We start from the raw sequence: 1573 nt of genomic DNA on the forward strand, positions 1-1573 counted from the left end.
CAATGTCATCAACTTTGGAAATTATCCATAAATATCATATAATTAGCGCTCAAATCAGTGCATGGGAGAAGCCCTTTTGACTACCTATACCGCATCGCTTGACACCGCCAGCCAAACCCTGGCTTGAAAATTGTACAAAAAATAACCAGCCCGCTCGATTGTCCCGCCTTCATCGCCGCCCACCGCCAGAATCCTCAAGACTTTACCCGCCGACGCCAGCTCACCTTCAAGAACCTCGTCCTGTTCCTGCTCAATCAGCCGCGCACGGCCCTGCAAACCGAACTCGATCAGTTCTATCGCGTACTCAATCAGGCGTCGACTGAGACGCAAATGGTCACTGCGCAGGCCTTCTGCAAAGCGCGCAAAAAGCTCAACCCCGAGGTATTTGAAAGTCTCAATCGCCTCCTGCAGCAACAAATTGACTGCTTCGGGCTGCGTCAGAAGTGGCGTGGGCTGAGGGTGCTCGCGGTGGATGGCTCGACCGTGCATTTACCCCTGGAGTCGACCATGGCGACCTTCTTTGGCAGTCACTCTGGCTTTCCCATGGCTCGCTTGTCCACACTCTACGAAGTCGCTGACGGTCAAACCTTGCATAGCCTGATCGTGCCCCTGACCGTCGGCGAGCGCGACTGTGCCCATCTGCACCTTGAGCACCTGCCGGCTGACAGCCTGACGCTGTTTGACCGTGGTTACCCTGGGCACTGGTTATTCGCGCTGTTCGCGCAGCAACAGCGGCACTTTCTGATGCGCCTGCCCTGTGGCTATAACGCCCAGGTCAAAGCGTTTCTACACTCTGGCCAAGTTGAAGACACACAGCTTTTCGTGGCCAACCATCCTGAAGCACGTCTGTTCTGCTCCGAGGCTGGCGTTGATCCTGCCAGCCAGATCGAGCTGAGACTGATCCGGGTCGAGTTGGCCAACGGCGAAAGCGAAGTATTGCTGACCTCGCTGCTGGATCGAGAAGCCTTTCCCGCTGAGGTGTTTGCCGAGCTTTACCACCGCCGCTGGGGCATCGAAACCGATTTCCGTCGCCTCAAACAAACCCTGACGCTGGACAACTTCAGCGGCCGCAGCGTGACCGCTGTAAAGCAGGACTTTCATGCCGCTCAACTGTTGAAGAACCTGGCGCTGTTGATGCAGCACCTGCTACAGCCGGTCATCGAACAGCGCCACAAAGGTCGCAAGCTGCGATGGAAAGTCAACTTCACCCAAGGCGTGTCACGGCTCAAAAATACCCTGGTCGAGCTGCTGGTGCGGCACTGTGCTCAGGGGCTGAGCAATGTGCTGGCCTTGATGGCTAAAAGCCTCAGTGCCGTACGCTCAGGCCGTAGCTTTGCGCGCCACAGCAAACGCGCAGCCAGCCGAGGTTGTGAGGGCTACAAACCGACGCGCTGAAGAAACACCACCGCCCAACCTCCGTGCAAAAAAGCTGGCCACAAGCGGTCGGCATAGGCTCGTCCGGAGAACGAGAAATCTCGCCTAGACAGCCGGAACAGACGATGATCACATCACCGCCAGCCCAGCTAGACCGCCTGATTGAGCGGCAGAGGCCTGGTCATCGCCCGACGGCCAT

General features: G+C 57.3%; 1 protein-coding gene. It reads left to right on the forward strand.

Annotated elements, in window-relative coordinates; translation table 11 throughout:
• Positions 1-123: 123 nt before the first annotated feature.
• The gene (locus N7650_RS27850; protein ID WP_279900902.1) at positions 124-1395 is read left to right on the forward strand and encodes an IS4-like element ISPa1635 family transposase; all 1272 of its coding nucleotides are present in this window, start codon (positions 124-126) and stop codon (positions 1393-1395) included.
• Positions 1396-1573: the final 178 nt, after the last annotated feature.

Source organism: Pseudomonas sp. GD04058 (assembly GCF_029836855.1).
Classification (GTDB): Bacteria; Pseudomonadota; Gammaproteobacteria; order Pseudomonadales; family Pseudomonadaceae; genus Aquipseudomonas; species Aquipseudomonas bharatica.